Source organism: Tenacibaculum sp. Mcav3-52 (assembly GCF_022347665.1).
Lineage (GTDB): Bacteria > Bacteroidota > Bacteroidia > Flavobacteriales > Flavobacteriaceae > Polaribacter > Polaribacter mesophilus.
Window position 1 is genome coordinate 841,176 of record NZ_JAKRGE010000001.1, and the last position, 24,689, is coordinate 865,864.

The 24,689-nt window shown below is 31.8% G+C and carries 20 protein-coding genes; 17 read left to right on the top strand and 3 right to left on the bottom strand.

Annotation, left to right across the window (positions count from 1 at the left end):
* Positions 1–41 precede the first annotated feature (41 nt).
* Complete coding sequence (locus MHM83_RS03970) at positions 42–1,277, bottom strand: DUF5103 domain-containing protein (RefSeq protein ID WP_239178471.1); 1,236 nt, start codon at positions 1,275–1,277, stop codon at positions 42–44.
* Positions 1,278–1,414: 137 nt separating this feature from the next.
* Between MHM83_RS03970 and MHM83_RS03975 the strand changes: the two genes are divergently transcribed.
* From MHM83_RS03975 to nqrF, 10 genes are all read left to right on the top strand, one after another.
* Positions 1,415–4,153, top strand: a complete 2,739-nt coding sequence (locus tag MHM83_RS03975) for a TonB-dependent receptor plug domain-containing protein (RefSeq protein ID WP_239178473.1) — start codon at positions 1,415–1,417, stop codon at positions 4,151–4,153.
* Between the two features lie 18 nt (positions 4,154–4,171).
* Positions 4,172–5,371: a DUF4876 domain-containing protein gene (locus MHM83_RS03980; RefSeq protein WP_239178475.1), complete on the top strand. Its 1,200-nt coding sequence runs from the start codon at positions 4,172–4,174 to the stop codon at positions 5,369–5,371.
* A 36-nt stretch (positions 5,372–5,407) separates the two neighbouring features.
* Complete coding sequence (locus MHM83_RS03985; protein WP_239178477.1) at positions 5,408–6,916, top strand: DUF6850 family outer membrane beta-barrel protein; 1,509 nt, start codon at positions 5,408–5,410, stop codon at positions 6,914–6,916.
* Positions 6,917–6,947: 31 nt separating this feature from the next.
* Entirely contained in the window at positions 6,948–8,078 is a 1,131-nt protein-coding gene (locus tag MHM83_RS03990) for a cytochrome-c peroxidase (protein WP_073182543.1), read from the top strand.
* A gap of 158 nt (positions 8,079–8,236) precedes the next feature.
* Complete coding sequence (locus tag MHM83_RS03995) at positions 8,237–9,589, top strand: Na(+)-translocating NADH-quinone reductase subunit A (protein ID WP_239178479.1); 1,353 nt, start codon at positions 8,237–8,239, stop codon at positions 9,587–9,589.
* A 3-nt stretch (positions 9,590–9,592) separates the two neighbouring features.
* A complete protein-coding gene (locus MHM83_RS04000; RefSeq protein WP_047788327.1) occupies positions 9,593–10,798 on the top strand; it encodes an NADH:ubiquinone reductase (Na(+)-transporting) subunit B in 1,206 nt (401 codons plus the stop codon).
* Positions 10,799–10,800: 2 nt separating this feature from the next.
* Positions 10,801–11,541 carry a Na(+)-translocating NADH-quinone reductase subunit C gene (locus MHM83_RS04005; RefSeq protein ID WP_239178481.1) on the top strand — a complete coding sequence of 247 codons (741 nt, stop codon included), beginning with the start codon at positions 10,801–10,803 and terminating at the stop codon, positions 11,539–11,541.
* Between the two features lie 2 nt (positions 11,542–11,543).
* On the top strand, positions 11,544–12,188 hold the full coding sequence (locus tag MHM83_RS04010; RefSeq protein ID WP_047788329.1) for an NADH:ubiquinone reductase (Na(+)-transporting) subunit D: 645 nt from the start codon (positions 11,544–11,546) through the stop codon (positions 12,186–12,188).
* 31 nt (positions 12,189–12,219) lie between these two features.
* Positions 12,220–12,978 (top strand): NADH:ubiquinone reductase (Na(+)-transporting) subunit E, encoded by a 759-nt coding sequence (nqrE, locus tag MHM83_RS04015; protein WP_239178484.1) that lies wholly within the window; start codon positions 12,220–12,222, stop codon positions 12,976–12,978.
* Positions 12,978–14,294, top strand: a complete 1,317-nt coding sequence (gene nqrF, locus MHM83_RS04020) for an NADH:ubiquinone reductase (Na(+)-transporting) subunit F (RefSeq protein WP_047788331.1) — start codon at positions 12,978–12,980, stop codon at positions 14,292–14,294. The genes nqrE and nqrF overlap by 1 nt, the downstream gene beginning before the upstream one ends.
* 137 nt (positions 14,295–14,431) lie before the next feature.
* Here the strand turns inward: nqrF and MHM83_RS04025 are convergent, their stop codons facing one another.
* Positions 14,432–14,893, bottom strand: coding sequence for a hypothetical protein (locus MHM83_RS04025; protein ID WP_047788284.1), 462 nt, complete (start codon positions 14,891–14,893; stop codon positions 14,432–14,434).
* Positions 14,894–14,961: 68 nt separating this feature from the next.
* Between MHM83_RS04025 and MHM83_RS04030 the strand changes: the two genes are divergently transcribed.
* From MHM83_RS04030 to MHM83_RS04060, 7 genes are all read left to right on the top strand, one after another.
* Complete coding sequence (locus MHM83_RS04030; RefSeq protein ID WP_159610867.1) at positions 14,962–16,320, top strand: DEAD/DEAH box helicase; 1,359 nt, start codon at positions 14,962–14,964, stop codon at positions 16,318–16,320.
* Entirely contained in the window at positions 16,320–16,682 is a 363-nt protein-coding gene (locus tag MHM83_RS04035; protein ID WP_239178486.1) for a Na(+)-translocating NADH-quinone reductase subunit F, read from the top strand. Before MHM83_RS04030 ends, MHM83_RS04035 begins: the two co-directional genes overlap by 1 nt.
* Before the next feature lie 338 nt (positions 16,683–17,020).
* Positions 17,021–17,584 carry a uracil-DNA glycosylase family protein gene (locus tag MHM83_RS04040; protein WP_370641887.1) on the top strand — a complete coding sequence of 188 codons (564 nt, stop codon included), beginning with the start codon at positions 17,021–17,023 and terminating at the stop codon, positions 17,582–17,584.
* A gap of 61 nt (positions 17,585–17,645) precedes the next feature.
* Positions 17,646–18,845, top strand: a complete 1,200-nt coding sequence (gene hflX / locus MHM83_RS04045; protein WP_047788288.1) for a GTPase HflX — start codon at positions 17,646–17,648, stop codon at positions 18,843–18,845.
* Between the two features lie 356 nt (positions 18,846–19,201).
* Complete coding sequence (locus MHM83_RS04050; RefSeq protein WP_159610871.1) at positions 19,202–19,909, top strand: energy transducer TonB; 708 nt, start codon at positions 19,202–19,204, stop codon at positions 19,907–19,909.
* A gap of 109 nt (positions 19,910–20,018) precedes the next feature.
* The gene (locus MHM83_RS04055; RefSeq protein ID WP_053056633.1) at positions 20,019–20,753 is read left to right on the top strand and encodes an energy transducer TonB; all 735 of its coding nucleotides are present in this window, start codon (positions 20,019–20,021) and stop codon (positions 20,751–20,753) included.
* Between the two features lie 39 nt (positions 20,754–20,792).
* On the top strand, positions 20,793–23,537 hold the full coding sequence (locus tag MHM83_RS04060) for a TonB-dependent receptor (RefSeq protein WP_239178488.1): 2,745 nt from the start codon (positions 20,793–20,795) through the stop codon (positions 23,535–23,537).
* 76 nt (positions 23,538–23,613) lie between these two features.
* Here the strand turns inward: MHM83_RS04060 and MHM83_RS04065 are convergent, their stop codons facing one another.
* A complete protein-coding gene (locus MHM83_RS04065; RefSeq protein WP_159610875.1) occupies positions 23,614–24,687 on the bottom strand; it encodes a CNNM domain-containing protein in 1,074 nt (357 codons plus the stop codon).
* Positions 24,688–24,689: the final 2 nt, after the last annotated feature.

Sequence of the window (24,689 nt, forward strand, 5' to 3'; positions counted from 1 at the left end):
TAGTTCTTTTTCAGTTTTTAGTCAACGTTTACATAAATACCTTACCTATTTTGGTTAAAAAAACCGTAACCAACACCAATTACTCTATCGTAAATTTCACCAAAAGGTCTGTAATAAACAATTACGGTATATTCATTCTCAGTTTGATAAAAAGAACCGTTAACCTCGTGTAAGTCAATGTTTTTTTTCTTGTTTAAAGTAGCGTAGCTATAGTTGTAGAAGCCTTGTTTAATAGGTAAAATTGCCTTGTAAATTTTCTGAGAAGGGTCATAGGTCATTTTATTTTCTTCAGACAATTCGTAGTTGTTAAAAGCTCCATAAACATAAACTTCCTTGTTTTCGTAAGGCTCAAAAGCATCTAAAGAAAAATGAACTAAAGAATAATCAGCCTCAGTGTTATCTCTGTTGTCAACAACATCACGTTCAGTGGTTCTTATAACAAACTGTCCGTTAATATCAGGGTTGTAGGTATATGTTTTATCAGCCCTAGGCTCGTCTGTGTAGAGGTAGCTGTGGTATACGTTTTTGCGTTCTACTTTAGCAACATTTAAACTAGAGTTTCGTATCAGTTTAGTGTCAAAATTTAAAAACTCATTCCCTCCCCAGAAATTAGTTTTTACAGTGTGATTATATAAAAGTTGTTGAGGTTTTATAAAAATAGGTTGAAGATTAGTAATAGCTGTATTCCAATTATGGTTTTGAAACAATGTAACATTAATTTCTTGAGAAGGATTATTGATTTGTAAACCTGAGTGATTAACTGAAAATTGAACGGTTTGTTGTTGGTTGGTTGTTGTTGTATTTCTGCTTCTAAAAGCAGCAACACCAACGGTGGTAATATCTTCGTGAAAGACACAGCGTCTTGTAAAAACAACTTTATAATCCTCATCTAAAACAGAAATTAAATAATTACCACTTTTTGTGATAATTGTGTTCTCATTAGGGATTTCTACAGAATAATGAGTATAAGGTTGGAGTGTATTAAAGGAATTGGTAAAGTTGAAGATTTCGTTTTGTTCAAAACCCTGAATGTATTGATTACTTGTTATTGAACTGGGTCTCCAATCATGAGTCATATGTTCAATTTTGTATAAATACTGTTTGCTATCAGCATCTAAATCATCAAAAGATAATTTTAAAACATCACCCAAGCGAACAATAGGGGCATAAAAGTTTGGGTTATTTTTAGGTCGTAGTTGTACTGTTTTTACATTTTGAGCTTGAATATTCAAAAATAACAATGCAAAGAATAATAAAAAATAATTTGATAATCGCATTTATAAAGCCTTAATACGTTAAAAAACGTGAAGATTCAGTTTGTAAAACTACGAATATATAAAACATTAATTTACTTACTTTTTATTTAGACTGAATAAAGATAATTTATACTTTTGCATTTCAAATTAAGAGGGGTATGAAGTTTGGTTTCTTTATGTTGTTGTTTGTGGCAGCAATTTCAAAGGCGCAAGTAAAGATTGGTTTTAAGGTTAGTAACACATTAGGTAGCCCAATAGAAGATGCATATGTTTTTATAAATTCCAAAGCAAAGGTAACTGATAAAAAAGGAGAAGTTTTTTTTAATGTAGAAAAAGACAACTATACGATTAAGGTTAATCACATTGCTTATTTAGATTTTTCTAAAGTAATTTTAGCGTCAAAAGATAGTATAGTTACTATAGTTTTAAGAGAAAATAAAGAGTTATTACAAGAAGTGGTAATAACAGCTAAAGAATCTGAAGGAATGACCTCCTCGTCTCTAGTAGATAGAAAGGCGATGAGTCATTTACAGCCCAGTAGTTTTACAGATTTGGTTAGTTTGCTTCCAGGTAAAAACATAACTAATAGTAATTTAAATGCATCTACTCATTTACGTTTAAGAGAGGTAGGTTCTTCTGATAGAGATTACGATACTTCTTTATTAGGTGTTTCTTTTTTGGTAGATGGTGTACCAATAAACACTAATGCAAACTTGCAACAGGTGGTAGAGGCAGCACCAGTAAATAAATCTACGAAAGATTATAATAGAAATACAGTAAGAAGAGGAGTGGATATGCGATCAATATCTACTGATGAGATAGAGAAGGTAGAAATTGTAAGAGGAGTAGCTTCTGCAAAATACGGAGATTTAAGTAGTGGTTTAGTAAAGATAAAGCGTAAAAATGGATATACACGCTGGAAATCTAGAATAAAATCAGATGGTTTTAGTAAGTTGTATTCTTTAGGAAAAGGATACAATTTTAACGAAGAAAACTTAAAGCTTAATTTTGATGTAGCGTATTTAGATGCAAAAGCAGACCCTAGAGATAACTACGAAAATTATAAAAGATACACTACATCTTTACGGTTAGAAAAGTTGTTTGAAAAAAGAAATCCTGTTAGTTGGAATTTAAATGTAGATTATACAGGTACTGTAGATGGTGAAAAATCGGATCCAGATGTTCCTTTTGATAAATATGAGTCTTTTAAATCCTCATATAATAGTATTCGTGTGTCTAACGAGTTTAACATTGATTTTTCTGAAGGTATATTAAAAAACATAAACTTTAAAACAAGCTTTAACCAGTCTTTTGATAAAATAAAGCAGACCAGATGGGTTCAATTATGGGATGCAACAGCACTTCCATTGGCTACAGAAGCAGGAGAGAGCTATGGTTTTTATCTTTTACCTAGTTACGTGTCTAACCAAGTAATTGATGGGAAGCCTTTAGATATTTTTGCAGATTTTTCTGGAATTTTAAATTTTTCAGCATACAAAATTAAAAACAATATTACGTTAGGTGTCAATTATTTATATGCCAAAAATAATGGGTTAGGACAAGTATACGATCGTAAATTACCACCTTCTCCGTCGATTAAAACACGACCGAGAACATACAAAGAAATACCAGCAATGCAATCATTGGCTTTTTATGTAGAAGATGAAATAAAGTGGGATGTAAACACTACAAATTTTACTTTAAGAGCGGGTGTTAGAGGAACATCGTTTTTAGGGCTCAATAAAAAATACGCTATACATAATGAGCTGTTTTTAGATCCTAGACTTAATCTTAAGATAGCCTTTCCTGCAATAAAATTCAATAATAACGAAGCTTTAAATATAGAGGTAACAAGTGGTTATGGTAAACATCATAAATTACCAACACTAAATATGTTATATCCGCAAGAGTTGTATGAAGACTATGAGCAATTAAACTATTATCATAATATTAAAGAGTATAGACAAGTTCATTATAAGACATACAAGTTTTCACAAGTAAACTACAAAATTCAGCCTGCTTTAAATGTAAAAAAAGAAGTAAGATTAGGGTTAAACTATGATCATCACTCATTATACATAACTTATTTTGATGAAAAAATGTCTTCTGGATTTAGAACAATTAGTAATTTTCATCAGGTAAATTATAAAAAATATGATGTATCAGGGTTAAACCATGAAACGATAACAAGTGCGCCGCTCGTAGAAAATTTACCCTACAAAACAGTAAATAGTTTAGCGTTATCATCACAAGAAAGTAATGGAAGCTCAATATTTAAAAAGGGAGTAGAATTTCAATATGCTACTAAAAGAATTGAGGCATTAAAAACACGCTTTACAATTAATGGTGCTTGGTTACAAAGTGAATATTTTAATTCATTACCAAGATATAAATCGGAAACAGCAACTATAGGAGGTGTAAACTACACCAATATTGGTTTGTATAAAATGGCTAATAACAACTCTTTTAAAGAGTCGTTACAAACAAGTTTTACAGCAGATACCTATTTGCAGAATTTAGGTTTAACTACTTCTTTTAGAATGGATGTACAATGGTATACTAAGTCGTTTTATTTGCCTGAAAGTAGTGTGCCTACACATTATGTAAAAAATGATGGTACTGTTGTGCCGTATACCATAGTAGAGGCTAACGACCCTGTTTTAAAATCTTTAATCTTAGATGTAAGAGGGGATGGAGAGGTTGCATACAGAGAGAGTCCCCTGGGCTTAAATACACACATTAAAATTTCAAAAAAGTTTTACAAAAATTTTGTGGTTTCTATGTATGTAAACAATTTGTTTAACTATTATGACAGAAATACAACAGCAAACCAACAAGTAACACAGCGAAATTTTATCGACCCCTATTTTGGAATGGAACTCAATTTTAATTTTTAATTATACAAATACTTTTACATGAAAAACATAGCATATTTTTTAACAGTAATTACACTACTAGTTTTTACGTCTTGTAGTGACGACCCTGAGGTGTTAATAAGAAAAAGTGATGCGACTTTTAATTTATTAAACCCATCGGACTTGGTAAAAATAACACAATATACAGATGTTACTATATCGTTTACAGAGCTTAATACTAAAGAAAAACAAGAGCAAAAAGTAACAGCAAACCTTGTTAACATAGAATTAAATCAAGGAAGTTACGAAGTGTCTGTTTCTGGTAAGGTGCAATATGATTTAAATGGTGAAACAAGAGAAGGGGTTGTTGTGGCGTTTGTACCAGAGTTAAACTTTGTAAGTGATGTACAAGCACAAGATATTCAATTAGCGTTAAAAGCTTTTAGTAAAGATTTTATTATTGAAGAAGTATTCTTTACAGGAACGTTAACGCCAGAAGGAGAGCAATACTACGGTGATCAATATTTTAAAATATATAACAATACAGACGAAGTTTTATATGCAGACGGATTAATATTAGCGCAATCTAAATTCTTAACTGTAGATAAGCAAGAATATACACCAGATGTTATGAAAACTGACTTTACAACCGGTTCAATGATTCAGATTCCAGGGTCTGGTAAAGAATATGCTGTCGAGCCAGGGGAATCATTAATTATAGCATTAGGAGGTATTAATCATAAAGAAAATAATGCAAAATCTATCGATTTAAGTTCAGCAGATTTTGAAATGTTTTATGAAGGAACAGATGATGTGGATAACCCTGCTGTAACTAATGTAATCAATTTTTACGATAGAATAGTGCCTCATAACAGAGGGTTTAATAGTTACGTATTAGTAAGGTTGCCAGAGGGCGTAAATCAAACCAATTATATAAGTGATTATAAGTACAACTATGAGTGGTTATTTGTTTTTGGTGAATATGAGATACCGCAAAATGAATCTGATTATAAGATTCCTAACGAATGGATTGTAGATGCGGTTAATATGAGTGTAGAGTCAGAGTTTGAATGGGTAGTAACAGACGCTTCATTAGATAGCGGTTATACTTACTGTGGAAAAGTTGATAGAGATGCTTCACGTTACGGAAAATCTGTGAAGAGAAAAGTATTACAAGAAATAGATGGAGTACGTTTATTGCAAGATACTAACAATTCAGCAAATGATTTTATTCCAGAAGCAAGTCTTTCTGTACAATAAGTTTTTACATAAAGTTGTTTTTTAATATAACAAAAAATGAAAATTAAAATAATATTTTTTTGTCTTGTGTTGCTTTTTAGTGGTAAGTTTTTTGCACAAGAAAATATAAAACTGCTACAAAAAATAAAACAACACAATAATCAAAAACAATTTTATAAAAATATTTTTCAAAACCCTGCATTAATGCAGGGTTTTGGTACTAGACAATTTTCAAGATTAAAAGCAACATACTCTAATGTTGCTAATGAAATGTATACTATTCAAAAACCAAGAAAAGAAAGTGGCTTTAAAATATCCGCTTCATCTTTTTATCCGATAGATAGTACAAAAACAGTTTGGGGTAAAGCCAGTTATAGTAATGTTGAAGAAAAAAACAAAGTATGGAATGAAGCTATCGATTATGATTTGATTTATCCATACATTACAGCAGATTCGGTAGGAGGAAGCTTAAGTAACGAGCGTTATCACTTTTTAGGAGGGTATGCAAAAACAACTAAAAAAATAGATTTTGGAACACAGTTACAATACAAAGCAAACTTAGCTAGTAGAAGTAGAGATCCAAGAGTAAAAGATGTAAGTTCAAATTTTCAAATTAAATCAGGAGTATATTTTAAAGATCTTTTTGGGGTTGACTTAGGGCTTCATGCAGGTTTTCAGAAATATACACAATCCAATGATATTCGTTTTTTTAATCAAATTTCAGTACCCGAGATTTATCATTTAAATGGCTTAGGATATTTTAATGATATTGTAAGAGGAACTTATAAAAGTGTTTTTTATGATGGTAGTGGATTTAATTTAGGAATGCAGTTACAGCCAATAAAAAATAATGATTTATGGCTGTATGTAAACACAAAACAATTGAAAATAAGTAAATTTTTAAGTGAAGCAGTATCTACAGAGTTGTCTAGCTTAAAAAGTAACGATATAAACGCTTCTTTGGTAAAATTGTTTACGAAAAAAGGGCAAACTTTTGGGGTTAAACTAATGTATCAGGTTCAAGAAAAAAAAGGATTAGAGTCTATTCTTTCTTCAAGAACTGGATCAACACTCAAAATTATAGGTCAAAACGAAAATTACAAACTAAATAACACTACTTATCAATTAAGTACACTTTACTATAAAGACGCTGAAAAGTATTTTATGTACTTCTCTCCATATATTAACTATCAAAAATACAAAGAAGACTATTTTTTAATTAGAAGTTACCAGTATGTTGATAATCTTAATGTCGGATTTGTCTCTAGATATACAACAAGTGTTAATGAGAAAATATTGTTTTCTGCAGTAGTAAACTTTAATTATAAAGCTGTTTTAAAAGGGAAATCTTTGTTAAGAAACGATAATCAAGTTTCCATATCAAACATGCTTCATCAAAATAATGAATTGCTAAACTCTAATTATATTAATTCAGGAGTAAAACTTAAGCTAGATTATAGTGTAGTGGAAAAAATTAATATTTTCGTTGGAATTAATACAGAAACAGCTCTAGTTAACACTGCAATAAATAATTTATATACAATATCAACAGGAGTAAGTTTTTAAATGCTACTCTTATTTTCTTTCGCAACAAAAAATGACACGATTTTTACAATACCTTATTCTTATCCTTGTGTTGTATTCATGCAAGCAACATAATTCACAAGAAGAAAAATTAAACCAAGGTTATTCCATAGTTGACTTATATAAAAAACCAATTTCAAAATGGCCAAAACCAATCATTGACGAGGGGGTTGAGTGGCAAGAAATGAAACCCATAGAAATAAATTACAATTATTTCGAAGACATAAAAAAGCCAGAAGTTACGCTAGGTAAACTACTTTTTTTTGATCCCAAATTATCGTCCTCAAATCAAATATCATGTAGTTCTTGTCATCATCCAGAAATGGGATGGGCAACTCATACCGAAAAATCTACGGGTCATAATCATTTACAAAGCTCTAGAAATGCACCTACAATTTTAAATGTAGCATCAAAAAAAATCTTTTTTTGGGATGGTAGAGTAGCTTCTTTAGAAAATCAAGCACTGGGGCCTATAACAGCTCATAATGAAATGAATATGAATATTGATGAACTACCTGGTAAGCTTCAAAAAGTAAAAAGATATGAAGAGCTTTTTAAAAAGGTTTATAAAAAAGAAAATATAACAATAGAGCAGGTTTTAAGTGCAATTGCAGCTTTTGAGAGAACTATAAAAAGTCAACCTAGTAAGGTAGATAGATTTATGAAAGGAAGTTACAAAGCATTAACAGATTCTGAAATTAAAGGGTTACATCTTTTTAGAACAAAAGCAAGATGTATGAATTGTCATCATGGGCAATTTTTTACAGATCAAAAATTTCATAATATAGGATTAACATATTACAAGAGAGAACAAGAAGATCTAGGACGTTATAATGTTACGAAGAATAGTGAAGATGTTGGAAAATTTTTAACCCCTTCTTTAAGAGATCTACTTAATACAAGACCATGGATGCACAATGGTTTTTTTGATAACTTAACAGGAGTGGTAAACATGTATAACAGTGGTATGCAGATGTTAAACCCATCTTTTGAAGAAAAAAAGAAAGACTCATTGTTTCCAGTGGTAGACCCGTTAATGAAACCTTTAAACTTAACCGATGAAGAAATTAATGACTTAGTAGCTTTTCTAAAAGCTTTAAATGGAACAAAGTACAAAATGGAGATTCCAGAAGTACCACGATGACTGTTTGTTCTACGATAAGAAGCTTAAAAAAGCAAAAGCTAATTTAGAATAAGTATAAATAATGTTGTTTTTTAAAGATAAGAAAGGTTTTGTTCTGCAAAGGGATGCAAAATTTTTAAATTTGCGTGTTTTTAAGAAAATCAAATTAATCAGTTCCTATGTCAAAAGACATCCGTATTAAGAAGGGCTTGGATATCAAGCTAGTTGGCGAGGCAGAACAGATAACTACTGAACTTCAATTAGGTAGTTTGTTTGCAGTAAAGCCAGATGATTTTCACGGCGTTATTCCTAAAATTTTAGCAAAAGAAGGTACAGAAGTAAAAGCAGGAGAAGCACTTTTTTATTCAAAAAGTGACGAGCGTGTTTTATTTTCTAGTCCTGTTAGCGGTAAAGTTACAGAAATCGTTCGTGGAGCACGAAGAAAAGTTTTAGCAATTAAAATCACTGCTGATGCACAGCAGGAATACAAAGATTTTGGTAAAAAAGATGTAGACACAATGTCTGGAGAAGAGGTGAAAAACCACTTGTTTGCTTCAGGTTGTTGGCCGTTTATAAAACAACGTCCGTATGACGTAGTTGCAAATCCTAATCAAGCACCAAAAGCAATTTTTGTATCTGCCTATGCAAGTGCGCCTTTAGCAGCTGATTATGATTATGCGTTAAAAGGCAAAGAAGCAGAATTACAAGCAGCTTTAACAGCGTTAACAAAGTTAACAGCAGGTAAAGTACATGTTTCTGTAGGTAAAAACTCAACACTATCACCATTTAAAGATGTGAAAGGAGTTGAACTACATAAAGTTTCAGGTCCACACCCGGTAGGAAATGTAAGTACACAAATAGCACAAATTGATCCTATTAATAAAGGAGAAGTTGTGTGGGTAGTTACGCCTCAAGACTTAGTAGTAATAGGTGAGCTATTATTAACAGGGAAGTTAAATATTACTCGTACTGTTGCCTTAGCAGGTTCTAAATTTAACAAACCACAGTATGTAACTGCAAAAGCAGGGGCACAAATATCTGATGTTGTTAAAGGAAATTTAGAGGCTGATAATGCTCGTGTAATTAGTGGAAATGTTTTAAGTGGTTTAGAAGTTAAAGAAGATGGTTTCTTAGGATACTACGATAACTTAATTACAGCTATCCCAGAAGGAGATGATTATGAGTTTTTTGGATGGAATAAACCAGTTTTTAACAAAATATCTACTTCTAGAGCATTAACTTTTTCTTGGTTAAACCCAAAGAAAAAATATGACTTAAATACAAATACTAACGGAGAACACAGAGCATTTGTAGTAACAGGCTCTTATGAAGAAATTTTTCCGTTAGACATCTATCCGATGCAATTATTAAAAGCTTGTATGTATAAAGATCTAGACGAAATGGAAGGATTAGGGGCTTACGAAATTGCACCAGAAGATTTTGCATTAACAGAATTTATTTGTGTATCGAAACAACCTCACCAAAAAATAATTCGAGAAGGATTAGATTTAATGAGAGAAGAATTAGGATAAGATATGGGCTTAAAACAAAAATTAGATAATTTTAGAGAAGAACATAAAGAAAAAAAGTGGTTTCCCTTATTTAGTGGATTTCATACTTTTCTTTATATGCCAAAAGAGGTAACGCACGGCGGAACTCATATTAAGGCAGCAGATGACTTAAAACGTACCATGAATACGGTAATTATGGCATTAATACCATGTTTGCTTTTTGGTATGTTCAATGCAGGGTATCAGCATAATCTTCAAATAGAAGCCGTTTCAAATGCAACAGGTTTCTTTTCTGGAGAGTTTTGGAATATGAGTAACTTTCTAATAGGTTTGGTTAAAATATTACCATTAGTAATTGTTTCATATGCGGTTGGTTTAGCAATAGAGTTTGTTTTTTGTATAATCAAAGGGCATGAGATAGAAGAGGGGTACTTGGTAACAGGAATGTTAGTTCCATTAATTGTACCAGTAGATTTACCATTATGGATGCTAGCAGTAGCAGTAGCATTTGGAGTTATAATTGGTAAAGAAGTATTTGGAGGTACAGGAATGAACATCTTAAACCCTGCCTTAACTATTCGTGCATTCTTATTTTTCGCATACCCAACATGGATGTCTGGAGATAAAGTATGGGTTCAAGGAGCAGTAGAAGCTGCCGGAACAGCTGATGCCATTTCAGGAGAAACAATCTTAGGAAGTTTAGCACAGTCGCAACCATTAAATTATTCAGTTTCTGATATGTTCTTTGGGTTCATTCCAGGTTCAGTAGGAGAAACATCAACATTATTAATCTTATTAGGGGCTTTATTCTTAATCTTTACAAAGATTGGAAGCTGGAGAATTATGTTATCTGCAGTTATTGGAGCTTTAGTAATGGGATTCATCTTCAATCAAGTAGTTGATATGGGATGGATTGGTGAAACAAGCAAGTTTTACGGATTAATGAGTTTAGATTTTTGGAAGCATTTATTAATTGGAGGTTTTGCGTTTGGTGCAGTATACATGGCAACTGACCCAGTAACAGCATCACAAACTAACAAAGGAAAATGGATTTATGGATTCTTAATTGGTTTTATTTCAATTATGATTCGTGTATTCAACCCTGCATATCCAGAAGGAGTAATGTTAGCAATCTTATTAATGAATGTATTTGCTCCAACAATTGATCATTACGTAGTTCAAGGTAATGTAAAAAGAAGATTAAAACGTTTAAAAGCTAAAACTGCCTAATTATGAGTAAGAAGACAGATAGTAATGTATATACGGTAGCGTTCGCAATAGGAATGGTACTAGTAGTGGGTGCGTTGTTAGCTTTTACAGCGTCATCACTTCGCCCAACAATCGATGCTAACAAACGTATCGAGAAGCAGCAAAACATTTTGTATGCAATGGGTGTAAACGAAAACGATGAAACAAGTGTAGAGTTTGTTTCAAAAGATAAAGTAGCAGACGAGTTTGCTAAATACATAAAAAAACAATTAGTAATTGAAGGAGATAATGCTTCTGAAGATGCTAAAGCGTATTTAATTGATGTAAAAAAGCAACAAACAGCAGCTAAAGAAGGAAAAACAAGAAAATTACCATTATTTGTAGGTGAAAAGGAAGGAAAAACTTTCTATATCGCTCCAATTAGAGGTAAAGGTCTTTGGGATGCTATTTGGGGATATGTTGCAATGGATAAAAATATGGTAGTTCAAGGAGTTTTCTTCGATCATAAAGGAGAAACACCAGGTTTAGGGGCTAACATTAAGCAACGTTACTTTATGGACGATTTTATTGGAGAAGATTTAATGAGCAATGGTTCTTTTAAAGGAATTGCAGTTTCTAAATCGAACAATGATCCAAAGAATGAAGATAAAAATGATAACGAGGTAGATGCAATTGCAGGAGCAACTATTACTGGAGACGGAGTAGCTGCAATGATTAAATCTGAATTAGGTTTATACGTACCTTACTTTAAAACATTAAAATAAATATGGGACTTTTATCAAAAAAAGACGCAGCGTTAATTACTGATCCATTAGCAGATAATAACCCAATTACAATTCAGGTATTAGGAATTTGTTCTGCATTAGCAATTACAGCAGAGTTAAAAGCTTCTATTGTAATGTCTATATCGGTATTATTTGTATTAGGAGTAGGGAATGTAGTAATCTCGTTAATGAGAAATATTATTCCATCAAAAATTAGAATTATTGTACAGTTAATCGTAGTAGCTACATTAGTAATTATTGTAGACCAAGTGCTAAAAGCGTTTGCGTACGATTTAAGTAAAACCTTATCGGTTTTTATTGGGTTAATTATTACCAACTGTATTATTATGGGACGTTTTGAGGCTTTTGCTTTAGGAAACGGACCTTGGAGATCATTTTTAGATGGAATAGGAAATGCCTTAGGATATGCAGTAATCTTAATTATTGTAGGTTTCTTTAGAGAGTTATTAGGTTCAGGTACTTTATTAGGATTTAAAGTATTAGGTGATCCTATCGAAAAAACAGGATTGTATGCTTTAGGATACGAAAACAACGGATTTATGTTATTATCACCAATGGCATTAATTGTTGTGGGTATTATTATTTGGGTACAACGTACAAGAAATAAAGCATTAGTAGAAGACTAACTTAAGTTAGTGTTCATTAAAAATATAGAAAATGGAACATATAGAATTATTTTTCAAATCGATATTTATAGATAACATGGTATTTGCTACATTCTTAGGAATGTGCTCATACCTTGCAGTATCTAAAAAAGTATCAACAGCCGTAGGTTTAGGTGCCGCTGTAATCTTTGTATTAGCAGTAACAGTACCAGTAAACTGGTTGTTAGATCAATACCTATTACAACCTGGAGCTTTAAAGTGGTTAGGAGAGGAATATGTAGATTATGACTTAAGTTTCTTGTCATTTATCATGTTTATTGCAACAATTGCAACCATGGTACAATTAGTAGAAATTATAGTTGAAAAATTTGCGCCAGCATTATATAACTCTTTAGGTATTTTCTTACCATTAATTGCAGTAAACTGTGCAATTTTAGGAGGGTCATTATTTATGCAATCTCGTGAAATTCCAACATTAGGTTTATCATTTACGTATGGTATTGGTTCAGGAATCGGGTGGTTTTTAGCAATTTTAGCAATTGCTGCTATTCGTGAAAAAATCAGATACTCTTCTGTGCCACCAGCATTAAGAGGATTAGGAATTACATTCATTATTACAGGTTTAATGGCTATCGGGTTTATGAGCTTCGGTGGAATGTTAACTGGAGGTGATGATGCAGGTAAAAAAGAAGAAACTGCTGAAGTTAAGGTTGAAAAGAAAGAAGTTGAAGAAAAGATAGTAGAGGAAACTGAAAAGACTGAAGAGAAGGCAGGAGAATTAGCTAATAACACTAAAGAAATTACAGAATAATGGTATTTTTAGAAGTAAGCACAGGAGGAACAGTTGCTATTACAGTATTAGCGTTTTTAGCGGTAATCTTAGTTTTGGTAGCTTTATTATTATTTGTTAAGCAAAAATTGGCACCATCTGGACCTGTAAAAATTACAATCAATGGTGAAAAAACAATAGAAGTAGCATCAGGAGGAACTTTATTATCTACCTTAGGTAATGAAAAAATATTTTTACCATCAGCTTGTGGTGGTGGTGGTTCTTGTGTACAATGTGAGTGTCATGTAAATTCAGGTGGAGGAGAAGCTTTACCTACAGAAACACCACACTTTACACGAAAAGAATTACAACATGGTATCCGTTTAGCATGTCAGGTAAAAGTAAAGCAAGATATGGATATCTCTATTCCAGAAGAAATTTTTGGAATTAAGAAATGGGAAGCAACTGTTGTAAGAAATTATAACGTAGCAACCTTTATTAAGGAGTTTGTAGTTGAGATTCCTGAAGAAATGGATTATAAAGCAGGCGGGTATATTCAAATTGAAATACCACCATGTGAAGTAAAATATGCTGATATGGATATTTCTGCGCATCCACAAGATCATCCAGGTGAACCAGATAAATTTGAGGCTGATTGGGATAAATTTAACCTAAGACCATTAGTAATGAAGAATGAAGAAACTGTAGAGAGAGCATACTCTATGGCTTCTTATCCAGCAGAAGGAAGAGAAATCATGTTAAATGTTCGTGTAGCAACACCTCCTTTCGATCGTGCTAAAGGCGGATGGATGGATGTAAATCCAGGGGTGGCATCTTCGTATATTTTTAATCAAAAGCCAGGAGATAAAGTAACTATTTCTGGACCTTATGGTGAATTCTTCATCAATGACTCTGATGCAGAGATGTTATATGTAGGTGGTGGAGCTGGTATGGCACCAATGCGTTCACATATTTATCATTTATTTAGAACTTTAAAGACTGGTAGGAAAGTAACATACTGGTATGGAGGTCGTTCTAAAGCAGAATTATTCTACATTCACTACTTTAGAGCGTTAGAAAAAGACTTTCCAAACTTTAAATTCTACTTGGCATTATCTGAGCCATTAGAAGAAGATAACTGGAAAGTTAAAAAAGATATTAACGATGAAAGCGGAGATGGTTTTGTTGGGTTTATTCACCAAGTTGTAATAGACCAATATTTATCTAAGCATGAAAGTCCTGAGGATTTAGAATTATATTTCTGTGGACCACCATTAATGAACAAAGCAGTACAAAAAATGGGTGAAGATTTTGGTCTAGATGACGAAAACATTCGTTTTGATGACTTTGGAGGATAGAAACATAATACTCCATTTATATTATAAAACCGATACAAATTTGTATCGGTTTTTTTTGTGTTTAAAAAGATAGTATTCTTTAATAAGAGAAGATTTAAATATCATGAAAGCAAAACAACATTTTTAGTAAAATAATGTTATTCATAAATTATATCAAACTTATATACAGGGTTGTCGCTATCATATTCAAAAACTCTAGCATAATCCATAACGTTAGCTATTCCTTCGAGTTTACATAGTTGTGAAACTACAGCGCATAAACCATTAAATAACCTCTCTTTATCGGTCGGATTTTGAGGTTTTGGGTTATAATGACACAAAGGAACAGTAAAACCGCATGCTTCTAAAAATACCCTTTCAATCTGTAGTAATTCAAGCGGAGTGTAACCATTAAATTTTCTACCTAAATTTTGATGAACCCTACCCACATAGCTTAGTTGCAATGAGCCATGATCATTCGTGAGATGTTTCCAACTATCTCGATTGTCTAATATATTTCCAACCGCACATGCTGAGCAACATTCAGGGTTCAATTCATCGTTGTGAAAAGCATTATAAAGCTTTATAAGTGCTTGTTCTAATCGTTTAGGTATTTCCATAATCAAAAAGGATTTACTCCCTTAAATATACAAAATATTGGTTGTACCTTTGCATCAAATTATTATTAATGACGACCTTTCAAGATTTAGACTTATCAAATCCACTAAGAAATTCAATTGAAGAATTAGGCTTCGTAAACCCAACACCTATTCAAGAACAAGCCTTTCCTGTAATTCGCTCAGGAAAAGATGTAGTGGGGATTGCACAAACAGGTACAGGTAAAACCTTTGGATATTTGCTCCCAATATTACGTGATTTAAAGTTTTCAAAACAACAACACCCAAGGGTGATGATATTAGTACCTACACGAGAATTAGTGGTTCAGGTGGTAGAAGAGATAGAAAAGCTAGCTAAATACATCACTTTACGAACTGTAGGTGTATATGGTGGAGTTAATTTAAATCGCCATAAAGAAGCAGTAATGCAAGGAGCTGACATTATTGTTGCCACACCAGGACGTTTGTACGATTTAGCGTTAAGTAACGTATTAAAATTAAAGTCCATTCAAAAATTAGTCATTGATGAAGTAGATGTAATGCTTGATTTGGGTTTTCGTTTTCAGTTGTTAAACATTTTTGATTTGTTACCACAACGACGTCAAAATATCATGTTTTCAGCAACGATGACGGAGGATGTTGAAACATTAATTGATGATTTTTTTATTGCTCCACATAAAATAGCAATTGCAGTAAGTGGAACACCATTAGATAACATTCAGCAAATAAGCTATGATGTTCCTAATTTTTATACAAAAGTCAACTTATTAAACTATTTATTATTTGATAAATCAGAGTTTAGTAAAGTATTGGTGTTTGCACCTAATAAAAGAAATGCAGACAGACTATTTGATTGTGTAGCCGAAGAATATCCATCACAAGCCTGTGTAATTCATTCAAATAAAACACAAAACTACCGTTTGCGCTCTATAGAACAATTCAACAAAGGAGAAAAACGAATCTTAATAGCTACCGATGTAATTGCACGTGGATTAGATTTAGAAGAAGTAACACATGTAATCAATTTTGATGTGCCACACTTCCCCGAAAACTATATGCACAGAATTGGTCGTACAGGTCGTGCAGAAAGAGAGGGAAAAGCAATTTTATTTGCTACGGAAAAAGAGCAGGAAGCAAAACAACGAATTGAGGAATTGATGGATTACACAATTCCAAAGCAAGAAATTCCAGAACAAGTTGAAATAACCAAGCAATTAACGGAAGAAGAACGTCCGAAAGAAGAAAGAGAAGTAAATAAAAACAGAACTTCTCAAGAATATATTCCAGGTCCCGCTTTTCACGAGAAAAAGGAAAAGAATAAAAAAACAAACCAAGGAGGTTCTTATAGAAGAGAGCTTGCCAAGAAGTACAAAAAGCCAAAAACAAGAGGAGATAAAAATTATAACAAACGCAATAAGAAACGTAAATAATGCAAGAACTTACTAAGCAAGAACTTCACAATTTAGGAATGAATATTGTGGGTAAAAAACTGCAAGAAATGGGGTATGAATTTGTTGCAGTAAATAGCGAGTTGAAAAAGCATCCACAATTTGTGTTGTTTAAAAAAGGAGAGCCTACCATTTTTGTATTAGTAAAAACTACGAACAATATTCAGTCTCCACAAGAATATGATGTATTGTGGATGGAAACTTTTAAAAAACACGCAGAAAAACAAAATGCAAAGGTTTGGTATGCTGGCATAGTTATAGCAAATGCAGAAAGTGTAGATTTACCTGTGTTTAAAGACAAGCCCTATTATGTTGCTTTTGATGATTTTGTAAAAATCTTATAAAACTTTTTTACTAATTTTTGGTGCTAATCTCCTTTTTTAACTGAAGGAAAAAGAGTGGTTTTGTAGGTTGGAAAGGGTATAAATCCTATTAAATATCAGGTAGTTGTATATTAATTTTACCTCAGGGAAATTAATAAAATATCTAAAAAAATGAAAAGACAACTACTAACCAAAAAAGGAAAAAAATTAATAAAAACTATTATGGCATTTTTATCAGATTTAGGTAATGGTGCTAGTTATGCAATTAATAATTAAGGTTTAAATAGTTAGAATTTAAAAAACACTCGTTTTATGATGTAAACGAGTGTTTTTTTATACATAAATAGTAAATTTACAGTGTGGAGAATCTGTTAAATGAAATAAAAAACTGTAAGATTTGTGAGAAACATATAGAGCCTAATCCTGTAGTTCTTGCTAGTAAAAAATCCAAAATCATTATTGTAGGTCAAGCCCCTGGAGCCAAAGTACATCAATCTGGGATTCCTTGGGATGATGCTAGTGGAAAACAGCTTAGGAAATGGTTGGATGTTACTGATGAGGAGTTTTATGATACCAATAACTTTGGAATAATACCTATGGGTTTTTGTTATCCAGGAAAAGGAAAATCAGGAGATTTACCACCAAGAAAAGAATGCGCTCCACAGTGGCATCAACCTTTATTAAAAGAAATATCAGAGGTAAAATTGATTATTTTAATAGGAATGTACGCTCAAAACTATTACTTAAAAGGAAAAGCTAAAAGAACACTCACTGAAACAGTGAATACTTTTGAGGAATACTTGCCTAACTATTTTGTATTACCACATCCATCCCCAAGAAATCGATTTTGGTTAACCAAAAACTCATGGTTTGAAAAAGATGTTTTACCCATATTGAAAATCACAGTAAAAAAGCTGATATAGTGATTTTAATACTAAAAGAAAGTTAAATACATGCATTGATAAATTTGTATTTTTGCAATGTATGATAGAAACAAGAGAAGCCATATCAGAAAAAGCGGTTTTAATAGGTATTATAACCCAGCATCAAGATGAAAAACAATCAGAAGAATATTTAGATGAGCTAGAGTTTTTAACACTTACAGCAGGAGGAGTAGCTGTAAAAAGGTTTGTTCAAAAATTAGATAAACCCCATCCAAAAACTTTTATTGGAACAGGTAAACTAGAAGATGTAAAAGCGTATATAGATTCCAATGATATTGGAACAGCTATTTTTGATGATGAGTTATCGCCTGCGCAACTTAGAAATGTTGAACGTTTTTTAGATTGTAAAATTTTAGATAGAACCAACTTAATACTTGATATTTTTGCAAGTAGAGCACAAACAAGCTCAGCAAAAGCTCAAGTAGAATTAGCACAATACCAATATTTATTACCTCGATTAACCAGAATGTGGACACACCTTGATAAACAAAAAGGGGGTATTGGTATGCGTGGTCCAGGAGAAACAGAAATAGAAACTGACCGACGTATTATTCGAGATAAAATTTCGTTGCTAAAAAAGAAATTAGTAACTATTGACAAGCAAATGTCCATACAACGAAAAAATCGTGGAAAAATGGTGCGTGTTGCTTTGGTAGGATATACCAATGTTGGTAAATCTACCTTGATGAATGTTGTTAGTAAAAGTGAGGTTTTTGCAGAGAATAAACTGTTTGCAACATTAGATACTACAGTTAGAAAGGTGGTAATAAAAAATATTCCTTTTTTAATGACAGACACCGTTGGGTTCATTAGAAAATTACCAACACAATTAGTAGAGTCGTTCAAGTCTACTTTAGATGAAGTTCGTGAAGCAGATTTATTATTACATGTCGTAGATATTTCACATCCAAACTTTGAAGATCATATAGCTTCTGTAAATAAAATTTTAGATGAAATAGATAGTAAAGATAAGCCGACAGTTATGGTATTTAATAAAATAGACGCTTATACTCATGAAACTATTGATGAAGATGATTTGATAACAGAAAAAACAAAAGAACATTATACATTAGAGGACTGGAAAAAAACCTGGATGAATGACTTAGAAACGGAAAGTATTTTTATTTCAGCTTTAAATAAAGATAATTTAGAAAATTTTAAAGAGAAAGTATATGAGGAGGTAAAGAAAATACATATTCAACGTTTTCCATATAATGATTTTCTATATCAAGAATATTAGTTTACAGTAAAAAAACGCAAACATAACTTAAAAAGGACTTAAATAATTAAAACTTTAAGTTCTTTTTTGTTATATTTATAATCCCTAATGTTGCTTTTTATATGTTTTATAAAGCATTGTAAATTATATTTTTAACCATTTTATCCCCCTGAAAATGAAAAATAATAAAACTTCACAAACAATATTTAGACGATTCTATTCATATTTATTAACTAACAATAAATTAAAAGCCTTAACGTAATTAATTTTATTAGTATAATGCCATGCCTAGTAATTATAATCTTTACTTACAAAGTATGTATAGTTAAATGAAGTGTTTACTCTTTTGAGTTATCATGTATTAACCTGAATAGATCATGATGAAAAAAATAATCCCCCTCTTATTATTGTATTTCAGTATGCAAGCTGTTAGTGCGCAAGAGAAATGTACATCTGAAAGTATTCATTCAGTAGATGTAAATATAGTTCACAAGTGTTTAGCAGAAAAGAAAGTAGAAAGCAATAATACAGAAGCTTCAGTTATAGTAACTACTGTTCCTAGTAGAAGGCACGTAAGAAAACGTATTTATTTTGAGAAAGTAATTAGTTTTGCAGAAGGTATTGAAGCAAAAAGTTTAAAGAAAATAAATACATTAAATGAGCTAGCTGAATGTAGTTTAGGAAATGTTTATCCTATTATAAAAGAAACAACAAAAAAATCAATTTCTTTTGATGTAGTTGAAGAAATTCCTGCATTCTTGTCATGCAAAGAATCATTAAAAGAAAAAGAAGATTGCTTTAATTATAAAATGCAAGACCATATAATGACCACCTTAGTTTATCCAGAAGAAGCTATAGAAAAAGGGTTAGAAGGAGAAGTTTTAGTGAGTTTTGTTATAAATGAAATGGGTAAGGTGACTGAGGTTAAGACAGAAGGAATTAATGTGCCTGAAATATTAAAAAAAGAAGCAAAAAGAATTGTATTACTATTGCCTGATTTTATTCCAGGAAAACAACAAAGCAAAAATACTAGAGTGTTATATCGCTTTCCTATGATTTTTAGTTTAAACAGTTCTGATTATTAGAGTGTTAAAATAGTTTATTTTATGTAAAAAAAAGAATACCTTTGCATGCCAAATTTTCATGAGTAACAAGTGTAATTGTTTGATTGGAAAAATGTTAAACCTTTAAGGCATGAGAAAAATTATTTTATTAATTACGTTAGTTTGCTTTTATGTAACCAATGTAATGTCGCAACGAGAAGTATGTGAGACGCCAGAAGAGTCTTTAGTAGATTTAAATAGTATAACAAAATGTACTATTGCTCCAAAAGACAAAAAAAATAAAGGAACAAGACAAATCTCTGTAAAAGTATCTGCCAATAGAAGGTATTTAAAAAAGAGAGAAATTTCGAAAAAGAAAGTAGTTTCAAATGCTACAAATTTGTCAGGAGCAGGAACGGCAGCAATAAAAAGTACAACTTCGCAAACAGAGTTAAGTAAACCTTTAACTTTTAAAAGCAACCTTGAAAACTTAACAAGTAAATTATCAGCAGAAGAAGTACGAAAAGCAGAAAAGTTCTCTACTGTAGACAAAATACCTCTGTTTACTGCATGTAAAAAAGCAAAAAAGAACGAAAGGTTAGATTGCTTTAATATGGAAATGGTAAAACACATTCAAAAACATTTTAGATATCCTAGTCAAGCAGTAAAAGAATCTATACAAGGAGAAGTTTGGGTGCGTTTTATTATTGATAAAAATGGTCAGGTTAAGAATATTAAAACTTTAGGACCTAAAAATGGAGAATTATTAAATAATGAAGCTGTTCGAGTGGTATCTCAATTGCCACAATTTATTCCAGCAAAAAAATCAGGAGGAGAAACATCTGTAAAATATGGTTTCCCAATCATGTTCGCTCTTGATGAATAACATAAGTAACTCAATATAAAAATAATTAAAATAAACAATATGTTTAAAAAACTACTAACCATGTTTTTGGTAATTTGTGGTGTGTCAATATATGCGCAAACTACAATAAACGGAAAGGTTTACGATGAATATTTAGAGCCGTTTTCCAATGCAGTAGTGCTAATAGGAAGTGATAGAACTACTTCGAGTTCTGATGGAACTTTCATATTAGCTACAAAATCAAATTACCCTTTTATAATTCAAGTTTCAGCTTTCGGTTACAAAACAGAATTAATTGAAGTAACTTCTAAAGAGCAAGAAATAAATATAATTTTAAAAGAAAATACAGCATTAGATGAAGTTGTAATCTCTGCATCTCGATCTCCAGAACGAGTTATTGAATCGCCAGTAACTATTGAAAGAATAGGTATAAATGATATAAAAAAGAATACTTCTGTAACCTATTATGATGGAATGGCAAACTTAAAAGGAATAGACCTTAGAGAAAGTGGTTATGGTTTCAAGTCAATTAATACAAGAGGTTTTTCTTCATTTGAAAATACACGTTTTGTACAGTTGGTTGATGGAATGGATACTGCGGTTCCTGCATTAACTTTCTCTATGGGGAATTTAGCAGGTACGTCTGATTTAGATGTAGAAAGCGTTGAAGTCTTACCAGGTGCAGCATCTGCTTTATATGGAGCAAATGCATTTAATGGAATTATGTTTCTTAAAAGCAAGAACCCGTTTAAACATTCAGGAATTAGCACTTATTTTAAAACAGGATTCACATCACAAGATGCGGCAGGAAATAATCCTTTTTATGATTTTGGTATTCGTATGGCCTATAAATTTAATGAGAAGATAGCAGGTAAGGTTAATTTAACCTATTATAAGTCAGAAGAATGGCATGCGAATAATACAGGGAACTCTACAGGAATAGGTGGAGTTGCTATTGGAGGAGATAGAACTTTACCTGGATATGACGGTATAAACGTGTATGGAGACGAAGTAGGAGCTACTTTAAAACAAATTGCAACTGAGGCAAGTAAAACAAACCCTTTAATTACCCCGGCAATCATAAACAGTTTACCTGATGAAAAAATAACAAGAACAGGTTATGATGAATCAAGTTTAGTAGATTATGACTCAAATGGTTTAAAGTTTGATGCTTCTTTGCATTACCGTCCTTGGGAGAAAGAAAATTTAGAAATTATTTGGAATTCAAGATTTGCAAGAGGAAAAAATATTTATCAAGGAGCTAATAGATATGTTCAAGACGGATTTTCGTTTGAGCAACATAGATTAGAGTTCTTAGGAAAGAACTTTTTCTTAAGAGGATACTATTCAGCAAATGATTCAGGAGACTATTTTGATTCTCGTTTTAAAGCAATTAATATTAACAGGGCTTGGAAGAGTGATAAAGATTGGTTTGGAGATTACCTAAATGCTTATCTAACACAAGGAAGGAGCCATGGAAAAGCTAGAGACTTTGCTAATATAGGACGTTTTGAACCTGGTTCAGTAGAGTTTAATGCAGCGGCTAATGATGTAGCTTCTAAAACAGTTCCTGAAGGAGGAGCGAAATTAACAGACCAAACGTCATATTACCATGCAGATGGTAACTATAATTTCCGTGATATAATTAAGTTTGGTGAAATCCAAATTGGTGGTTCATATAGAAAAATTAATTTAAATTCTCAAGGTTCTGTTTTTACAGACGCAAATTCTAAAATTTCTTTTGATGAATTTGGTGTTTATACTCAGTTGCAGAAGAAGTTTTTAGAAGAAAGACTGAAGTTTACAGGTTCGATTCGTTATGATAAATCGACAAACTTTAAAGGTAATTATTCTCCAAGGGTGTCTTTAAATTATGCCTTAGGTGAAAATAAAGATCATGTAATTAGAGCCTCTTATCAAACAGGATTTAGAAACCCAACATTACAAGAGCAGTACTTTGGACTTCCAATTGGTACAGGTCATTTAATAGGAGGAGTTGATGAAAACTTAGATCGTTACATTGTTAATATTGGAGGAGGTAATACCTTAACAGGTAGAGATGCTTTTGAAAATTCATTCTCAAGAGCTGAATTAGACAGAGGAAACCTTGTAAAATCTCAGTTAAGCACAATCAAACCCGAGAAGGTAATTTCATATGAATTAGGGTATAGAAGTATTGTTAATTTAAGCTCCAATAAAATTTTAGAATTAGATGTAAATGGGTATTATAACAATTATGAATCTTTTACAGCAATTAAAGATGTTCTTGTTCCTCATTATGGAGGGTTTAATGCAGATGGAACTCCAAATGCTCAAGCTTTATTAGCGCTTCAAAATAATGATGTAACAGCTTTCTCAGTAAACACAAACTCTAAGGCAGATGTTACCTCGTATGGTGTAGGTGTAGGAATGTCAACTAAGGTTTTTAAAGGCTTTGATTTAGGTTTGAGCTATAACTATGCAAAATTTGATTTTGAAGAAACTTCTGATCCAGATTTTGAGCCGGCATTTAACACACCGGAACATAAGGTTAAAGTTCAATTTGGTCATCCAAATTTATTCAAAAACTTTGGGTTTAATATAAATGCCCGTTGGCAAGATGAATACTATTGGCAATCTTCTTTTTTACAGGGATTAGTAGATGCTAGAACAGTAATAGATGCTCAAATAAATTATACAGTACCAGCAATTAAATCAAGATTTAAAATAGGTGGTACGAACCTTACTGGTAAGGAGTATTTTATAGCTCCTGGGGCTGGAGCAATAGGTTCTCTATATTATATTTCTTGGACAATTAATGACTAGAAATAGTTTAAATTATAAAATAAAAAAGAGGCGTGAATTTGTTCACGCCTCTTTTTTATTTTATAGACTAAAGTTATTATTCATTTTCATAATCATTAATAATTCCTAGTCGTTTAGCGCGTTGTTCCCAGCTTTTTCTAGCTAAGCTTTGTAAATTAGCAACGTTATCACTCTCATCCATTATTTCATAACCTAAAAGAGTCTCTATAACATCTTCTTGGGTTACTAAACCGCTAACAGCTCCATATTCATCTACAACTAAAGCTAAATGTTCTCTTTGTTCAATTAGTTTTTCAAATAAATTAGGAATAGATAACTCTCTACTGGCTATTATAATTTCCCTTTTAATTGTTTTTAAAGGTTCATTTCCTTTATTATCAACCAAAGAAAGTAATAATTGGTCCTTTAGAACATATCCAGTTATGTTATCTGGATTTTCAGCATATACAGGTATTCTAGAAAAGCGTAAAGGCCTGTTTTCATTAAAAAAAGCTTCAATACTTTGGTTTTCATCAGCAGTAGTAAGTACTGTACGAGGTGTCATAATATGTTTAGCTTGAACTTCTTTAAAGTTAAGCATGTTTCTAATTACTTTACCTTCACTTTCATGAAAAACACCTTCTTGCTCAGCAATATCTGTCATTGCAGAAAAGTCTTCTCTACTTAAAACACTTTCTCCATGTGCTCCTTTACCAAATAGTTTAGTAAATAATTGAAGTATCCATATAATACCGGTGTATTTACAAAAGAAAATCAGCACATTTAAAGCTTTAGTTGTAAAGCCAGCTAATGACTTCCAGTAAGTAGCACCAATGGTTTTAGGAATAATTTCAGAGGCAACTAAAATCAAAATTGTCATTATAGCAGAAACGATAAAAACACCGTTTCCTTCATCACTAAATATTTTTTTTGCTTGAGCACCAACAAGTATAGCACCTACGGTATGAGCAATTGTGTTTACAGTTAAAATAGCAATAAGAGGTTTGTCTACATCTTTCTTTAATGTTTCAAGATCGTTTGCATAAGCTTTCTCTTCTTTCTTTTTAACATTTACAAAGGTAGGAGTTACACTTAATAGTACAGCTTCTAGTATGGAGCATAAAAAAGAGAAAAATATAGATAAGGTGGCGTAAACAATTAATAAAGTCATTT